This window comes from Sphingomonas natans, assembly GCF_030546695.1.
GTDB classification, from domain to species: Bacteria; Pseudomonadota; Alphaproteobacteria; order Sphingomonadales; family Sphingomonadaceae; genus Sphingomonas_I; species Sphingomonas_I natans.
The window spans coordinates 171573-177870 of sequence record NZ_JAUOTP010000012.1 but is presented as its reverse complement, the minus strand read 5'-3'; the positions used below and the strand labels follow the sequence as shown (position 1 = coordinate 177870).

The 6298-nt window shown below is 70.5% G+C and carries 7 protein-coding genes; 2 read left to right on the top strand and 5 right to left on the bottom strand.

All coding sequences use genetic code 11. From position 1 onward, the window contains the following. From Q4F19_RS21065 to Q4F19_RS21050, 4 genes are all read right to left on the bottom strand, one after another. Positions 1–1162: AAA family ATPase (locus Q4F19_RS21065; protein WP_303546780.1), on the bottom strand; the 1162-nt coding region annotated here is incomplete at its 3' end. 22 nt (positions 1163–1184) lie between these two features. Then, positions 1185–1946, bottom strand: a complete 762-nt coding sequence (locus Q4F19_RS21060; RefSeq protein WP_303546778.1) for a thioredoxin domain-containing protein — start codon at positions 1944–1946, stop codon at positions 1185–1187. Positions 1947–1995: 49 nt separating this feature from the next. Beyond that, positions 1996–2700 (bottom strand): DsbA family protein, encoded by a 705-nt coding sequence (locus Q4F19_RS21055; RefSeq protein ID WP_303546776.1) that lies wholly within the window; start codon positions 2698–2700, stop codon positions 1996–1998. Further along, positions 2697–3236, bottom strand: coding sequence for a DUF721 domain-containing protein (locus tag Q4F19_RS21050; RefSeq protein ID WP_303546774.1), 540 nt, complete (start codon positions 3234–3236; stop codon positions 2697–2699). Before Q4F19_RS21050 ends, Q4F19_RS21055 begins: the two co-directional genes overlap by 4 nt. Before the next feature lie 26 nt (positions 3237–3262). Here Q4F19_RS21050 and mutY point away from each other — a divergent pair, with 26 nt between their 5' ends. Both mutY and nudC read left to right on the top strand, forming a co-directional pair. Beyond that, the gene (gene mutY, locus Q4F19_RS21045) at positions 3263–4360 is read left to right on the top strand and encodes an A/G-specific adenine glycosylase (RefSeq protein WP_431312442.1); all 1098 of its coding nucleotides are present in this window, start codon (positions 3263–3265) and stop codon (positions 4358–4360) included. After that, positions 4360–5241, top strand: coding sequence for an NAD(+) diphosphatase (nudC, locus tag Q4F19_RS21040; protein ID WP_303546772.1), 882 nt, complete (start codon positions 4360–4362; stop codon positions 5239–5241). The genes mutY and nudC overlap by 1 nt, the downstream gene beginning before the upstream one ends. Before the next feature lie 108 nt (positions 5242–5349). Here the strand turns inward: nudC and Q4F19_RS21035 are convergent, their stop codons facing one another. Next, positions 5350–6240 carry a prephenate dehydratase gene (locus Q4F19_RS21035; protein ID WP_303546770.1) on the bottom strand — a complete coding sequence of 297 codons (891 nt, stop codon included), beginning with the start codon at positions 6238–6240 and terminating at the stop codon, positions 5350–5352. Between the last annotated feature and the right edge of the window lie 58 nt (positions 6241–6298).

Sequence of the window (6298 nt, the reverse complement as noted above, 5' to 3'; positions counted from 1 at the left end):
CCTCGGCCTCCTCGGCCGCCGCCGCCGCCAGCGCCTGCGCGACGGCGACCTCGGCATCGCGCACCTTGCGCTCGACTTCGGCGCGCGCGGCATCGTTGCCCGCCTGCTCGGCCGTCGCGCGCGCGATCGCCGCGCCGAGCGCCTTGTCCTCCTCGTCGAGCGCCTTCAGCGCCGCCGCCGCGTCGATCGCGAGCGCATCCTCGCGCGCGCGGTCGCGCGCCAGCATCGCCACCGCGCGCGACAATTCCTCGAGCCGCCGCTCGACCCGTTCGTCCTCGGCGCGGATCGCCTCCAGCCGGTGCCGCGTCGCGCCCGCCGTCTCGCGCGCCGCCTCGCCCGCGGCGCGCGCCTCGGCCAGCGCGCTCGTCGCCGCGCCGACATAGGCGGCTGCAGCACGCTGCGCCTCGCCTGCCTGCGCCACCGCCTGCTCGGCCAGTCCGGCCTTCGCGCGCGCCTGCTCGGCCCCTGCCGCCGCCTCGCGCCAGCGCGCGTAGAGCGAACGCGCTTCGGCCAGCCCGATCTCGCTCGACAAGGTCCGATAGCGCTCGGCCGCGCGCGCCTGGCGGCGCAGCGCGTTGGCGCGGCCTTCCATCTCGCCGAGCATCTCGTCGATCTTCTCGAGATTGGCCTCGGTCGCGCGCAGGCGGATCTCGGCCTCGCGGCGGCGGACGTGGAGCCCGGCGATCCCCGCCGCCTCCTCCAGCATCTCGCGCCGCGCGACGGGCTTGGCCGCGATCACCGCCGCGATCCGCCCCTGGCTCACCAGAGCCGGCGAATGCGCGCCGGTCGCGGCATCGGCGAACAGCAAGGACACGTCGCGCTGGCGCACGTCGCGCCCGTTGAGGCGATAGGCCGAGCCCGCGCCTCGCTCGATCCGGCGCACCACCTCCTGCTCGCCGTCGGGCAGCTCGACGAGCAGGCTGACCTCGGCGAAGTCGCGCGAGGGCCGCGTCGCGGTGCCCGCGAAGATCACGTCCTCCATCCCGCCGCCGCGCAGCGACTTGGCGCTGCCCTCGCCCATGACCCACCGAATGGCTTCCAGCAGATTGGATTTGCCGCAGCCATTGGGGCCGACGATGCCGGTCAGCCCGGGCTCGATCAGCAATTCGGTCGGCTCGACGAAGCTCTTGAAGCCCGCCAGACGGAGCTTCCTGATCCTCATCGCGGCCGCCCCCCGCTTCGCCTCAGCTGCCGCTGAGCGCGCTCAGCCGCGCGACGAGCTGCGGCGCGACGGGCGAGGTCGTGGCCGGCACCGACCACAATTCGTCGTTGATGAAGAAGGTCGGCGTGCCGGTGACGTTCTTGTCGTTGGTCGCCTTGCTCGTGCCGTTGGCGAGCGCCTCGGCCGCGGCCACGTCGCCCAGGCACTTGTCCTGATCGGCTGCGGAGATGCCGCGCGCGCGGAAGAAGGCGTCGAGCCCCATGAACGACGCCATCTTCTTGAAGAGCTGGCTCTGGTCGGTGCCCTGCAATTCGGTTTGCTGCGCCGGCGTCAGCGCCATCGCCTTGCCCACCCATTCGGGCTGCGCGGCATAAGCCTGCTCGGCGAGCTTGAAGAAAGGCTCGGCGCCGCGGCAGCGCGTCAGCAGAAAGGCGGGGATGTCATAGCTGTTGAGCACGAACGGCCGATATTCCCAGCTGACCTTGCCCGATTTGACGAACTTGGCCTGGATCGGCTCCGCGCCTTCCTTCGTGAACTCGGCGCAATGCGGGCAGGTCAGCGAGGCATATTCGACCAGTTTGATCGCCGCATCGGGATTGCCCATCCGCACGCCGCCCTCCGGCGTCATGCTCGCGACCTCGGTCCAGTCCTTGCCCGCGGGCGGCGCGACGGCGGCGACGGGGCCGGTCGGCAGCGGCGCGGTATTGCTGTCGGCGCCCTTCTTGGAGCAGGCGGCCAGCGAGAGAGCGATGAGCAATGCGGTGGCGGGCCGGCGAAACGTCATTCTGAGCATCCTCGACTTTGATTCCGGTGGTGAACGAAGCGCGTCGGCCTCAGCCGAGCGCGGCCTTGAGCTTGGCATCGAGCCCGGCCCAATCATGCACGCCTTCGGCGCGCGTGCCGTTGATCACGAACAAGGGCGTGCCGGGGAAATCGGGCGTCCAGATCGCCTGCGCCGCGCTCGAGAGCAGGCGCTGATCCGCGACATTGGCGATGCACGCATCGATCCGCGCGCGCGGCAGGCCGTGCTTGAGGAAGAAGGCGTCGAGCCCCGAACCCGCGGCGATCGCCTTGCCAGCGTCCGCTTCGGACATCTGATCGAGCTTGGGCGAGGTCGCGCCCCACTTCTCGCCCTTGCCCAGCCAATCGGGCTGCGCCGCGAACAAGGCCGGCTTCACCGCGAAGAAGGCCTGCGGCCCCGAGCAGCGCGCGAGCACCGCGGCGACGAGATCGAACGGATCGCGCAGCGCGATCCGGACCTCGTAGCTGACGAGCCCCGTGCGGATGTAGCGCTCGGCCAGCGGCGCCGCGCCTTCCTTCTCGAACGCCGCGCAATGCGGGCAGGTGAAGGACAGATATTCGACGAGCTTCACCTTCGCGTCGGGATTGCCCTGGACGAACGTGCCCGCCGGCGTGCGCGTGGCGACCTTCGTCCAGTCCTTGGCGGCCACAGGCGTCGCGGCGCTAGCGGGTGCGAATGCGGGGCAGGCGAAGGCGAGGATCAGGAGCGGCAGCAGCCGCCGGACAAGCTGTTTCAATCGTTGCTCCCCCGCGGCCGCCCGGCCGACAGTTTCGGAATTCCGGTCGAGGCGACGACCGCGCCGGCCAGCGCCGTCAGGCACTCGCGCAGCTCCGGATCGCCGATCGCGCGCAGGCTCTCGCCCATCTCGATCGGCATCGGCTTCAGCGACGGCGGCGCGCGGCGCACGACCGGAATGACCGCCGGCCCCTGCTTGATCGCGAGCCGCGCGACCGCGGGATAGCCGAAGAAGCGGTTGACCCGCTCCATGATCGCGGGCGCGACATGCTGCATCATCGTCGCGTGGCTGCCCTGGACGAGCAGGTTGAGCGTGCCGTCCTGCTTCTTGCCGTGCGGGAACTTGATCGATTCGGGGGTGGAGACCTCGGCATAGCGGCTGCCGACGATCTCGGCCCAGCGCGAGACGATCGAGGACTGGACGAAGCCGAAGCGCTTGAACGCCATCGCCCCCACCTGCGGCACCATGTCCGCGACCGAACGGACGCCGTTCGCGCGGGGAGCATCGGCCGTTTTGCGAGTCTTTCGTTCCGTCATCCCCGCCGCCATGCCATAGGCCCGCCATGCTCGTCGATAGCGTGTCACCAGCGTCCGTCGCACAGACGAATATTCCACAGCCGCCGGCCGTACCAAGCCCCGCAGCGCGACTGCTCGCCTGGTATGACGTGCATCGCCGGACCCTGCCGTGGCGCGCCGGGCCAAGCGGGCCGCACCCCGATCCCTATGCGGTCTGGCTGTCCGAGGTCATGCTCCAGCAGACCACGGTCGCGGCGGTGAAGCCATATTATGCGCGCTTCCTCGAGCGCTGGCCGACGGTCGAGGCGATGGCGGCGGCCGACGATGCCGATGTCATGGCCGCCTGGGCGGGGCTGGGCTATTATGCCCGCGCCCGCAATCTCATCGCCTGCGCCCGCGCCGTCGCCGCCGATCATGACGGGCGCTTTCCCGATACGGAGGAGGCGCTCCGATCGCTGCCCGGTCTCGGCGCCTATACCGCCGCCGCCGTCGCCGCGATCGCCTTCGGGCAGCGCGCGGTGGTGGTGGACGCCAATGTCGAGCGCGTCGTCGCCCGCCTGTTCGCGGTCGAACGGCCGCTCCCCGCCGCACGCCCCGAACTGCGCCGCCTGACCGACACGATCACGCCCGACGCGCGCGCCGGCGATTTCGCGCAGGCGATGATGGATCTCGGCTCGACGATCTGCACGCCCCGCGCCCCCGCCTGCGCGCTGTGCCCGCTCTCCGCCGATTGCGCGGCGCGCGCCGCCTGCGCGCAGGAGGATTATCCGCGCAAGGTGGCCAAGCGCGACAAGCCCGTCCGGCGCGGCACGATCTTCTGGCTGGAGGCGGACGATCATGTCCTGCTCCATCGCCGCGCGCCCAAAGGGATGCTCGGCGGGATGCGCGCTCTGCCGTCGGGGCCATGGGCCGGCGACGATTCCGGCCTCGCCGAAGCCCCCGCCGCCGCCGACTGGCGCCCGCTCGGCGGGGGTCGCCATGTCTTCACGCACTTCGCGCTCGATTATTCCGTCGTCGGCGCGCATGCGCCCGGTCGCTCGGCCGAAGGCGAATGGTGGCCGGTCGATCGCATCGACGAAGCCGGCCTGCCCACTTTGTTTGCGCGCGCCGCCGCGCTCGCCCGATCGCAGATGGAGAGACTTTGATGGCCTTCACCCCGGGCTTTACCGGATCGGTGCTCGATCGCGTCGAGGCGGAGCGGCTCGATCCGGCGATCGTGCCCCGGCTCGTCGCCGAAGGGGACGCCCTCTATCTCGCGATGCCGGATTACGAGCCGGCGACGGACGACGCGAGTCTCGCCTGGACCGCGCTCGACGCTGCGATACCCGCCGACGAGCTGGTCCTGCTCGGCCGGATCGACGGTCGGCCCCGCTTCACCCGCCTGCCCGGCGACATCCAGCCCGCCCGGCGCACGCCCGCTGTGATGGCGCTGATCGATAGCCTGCCGCCAAGCGATGCCGCGACCTACGGCGTCGCGCGCAGCCTGCTCGACTGGCATGCCCGGCACCGTTTCTGCGCCTTCTGCGGCAATCCCAGCACCCCGATGCGCGCGGGGTGGGCGCGGCACTGCCCGGCCTGCGGCACCGAACATTATCCGCGCACCGATCCGGTCGTGATCATGCTCGCCGAATATCGCCGGGGCGACATCGCGCAGGTGCTGGTCGGCCGCCAGCCGATCTTCCCGCCCGGCCGCTTCTCGGCGCTCGCCGGTTTCCTCGAGGTCGGCGAAGCGATCGAGGGCGCGGTCGCGCGTGAATTGTTCGAGGAGGCGGGCGTCCGCGCGGGCCGCATTCGCTATGTCGCGAGCCAGCCCTGGCCCTTCCCGTCACAGCTGATGATCGCCTGCATCGCCGAGGTGGACGATCCGACGATCACGCTCGACACGAACGAGCTGGAGGACGCCAAGTGGGTGACCCGCGCCGACGTCCTCGCGGCGTTGGCGGGAGAGGATGGCGCGCCGTTCCTGGCCCCGCCGTCCTATGCGATCGCGCATACATTGCTCCGCGCCTGGGCGGAGGGAGCCTAGGCCTGCGGCACCGTTCGCCCTGAGCCTGTCGAACGGCCGTTCTTTCTGAGAGCCGAAAGAAAGACGGTGCTTCGACAAGCTCAGCACGAACGGGTTTGGAGTCAGCTTCTATAGGATCGTCCGCGTCCGCTGCTGCGGATAGGTGCCCAGCACGCGCATCCACTTGGTGTGGAATTCCAGCTCCTCCAGCGCGCGGCCGAGATTGGCATCCTCGGGCCGGCCCTCGACGTCGCAATAGAATTCGGTCGCCGCGAAGCTCGCGCCGCGCTGGTAGCTTTCGAGCTTGGTCATGTTGACGCCGTTGGTCGCGAAGCCGCCCAGCGCCTTGTAGAGCGCGGCCGGCACGTTCTTCACCTCGAAGATGAAGGTCGTCATCGTCGCCACGCCTGCCGGCGCCGCCGCGCTTTCGCGCGAGAGCTTCACGAAGCGCGTCGTATTATCGTCCGAATCCTCGAGCCCCTCGGCGAGGATCTCCAGCCCGTAGAGATCGGCCGCCAGACGCGGCGCGATCGCGCCGATATCGTCGCGGCCCAGTTCGGCCACCGCCGCCGCGGCGCCCGCCGTATCGGGATAAGCGACCGGCTTGATGCCCCGCTCGCGCAGCCAGAGGCGGCACTGGCCGAGCGCCTGCGGATGACTCATCGCTTCGGTCACCTGGCCGCCAAGGCCCATCAGGCAATAGCGGATCGGCATGAAATGCTCTCCGACGATCGAGAGACCGGATTCGGGCAGCAGGAAATGGATGTCGGCGACGCGCCCGTGCAGGCTGTTCTCGATCGGGATCAGCGCCTGACCCGCGCGCCCGTCGCGCACCGCATCCAGCGCATCCTCGAAATGGAAGCAGGGCAGCGGCAGGCAATCGGGCGCGACCGTGACCGCGGCGATATGCGAATTGCACCCCGGCGCGCCCTGGAAGGCGACCGCGCGTTCGGGGGCGGCGGCGGCGGCCGAAGTGAGCTCGGCAACGAGCGCGCGGGCGGGTGCGGGATAGCTTTCCATTGTGGTCGCGCGGCTTAGGTTCGTCTGCGGTGCGCCGCAACCTTGCGGGCGCTCGTAT